1 protein-coding gene is annotated in these 517 nt (G+C 65.6%); it reads left to right on the top strand.

Going from position 1 to position 517, the window contains the following annotated elements:
- On the top strand, positions 1–517 hold a 517-nt coding region (locus AACY08_RS28730), incomplete at both ends, for a radical SAM protein (RefSeq protein ID WP_339472476.1).

Here is a 517-nt window from a genome sequence, read left to right as displayed (position 1 = left end):
AGGAAGGCTGCGACAAATTCTGCACCTATTGCGTGGTGCCCTATACGCGCGGCGCGGAGGTTTCACGCGGCTGGGACCAGATCGTCGACGAAGCCAAAGCCCTGGTCGATGCGGGCGCGCGCGAGATCACGCTGCTCGGGCAGAACGTTAACGCCTGGAGCGACGATACGCGCGGCCTGCACGACTTGATCGCGGCGCTGGCCGAAATTCCGGCGCTGGCGCGGATCCGCTATACCACGAGCCACCCCAATGACATGACGCAGGGGCTGATCGACGCGCATCGCACCGTCGAAAAGCTGATGCCGTTCCTGCACTTGCCGGTGCAATCGGGCAGCGACCGCGTGCTGCAGGCGATGAACCGCAGCCACAGCCGCGATTCCTATCTGCGCATCCTTGAGCGCGTCCGCGCGCGCCGCGCCGATGGCTATCATGAGCTGGAAACGCTGTTCGCCTTTGTCGCGGATGGCGACACCGTTACGCTGGAGCCGGGGCCGCTCTCGCTGACCATCACCGGCCC

Source organism: Pseudomonas sp. EL_65y_Pfl1_R83 (genome assembly GCF_963970695.1).
GTDB classification, from domain to species: Bacteria; Pseudomonadota; Gammaproteobacteria; order Pseudomonadales; family Pseudomonadaceae; genus Aquipseudomonas; species Aquipseudomonas tritici.
The sequence above is the reverse complement of the archived record's forward strand: the minus strand, read 5'-3'. Positions and strand labels throughout refer to the sequence as shown.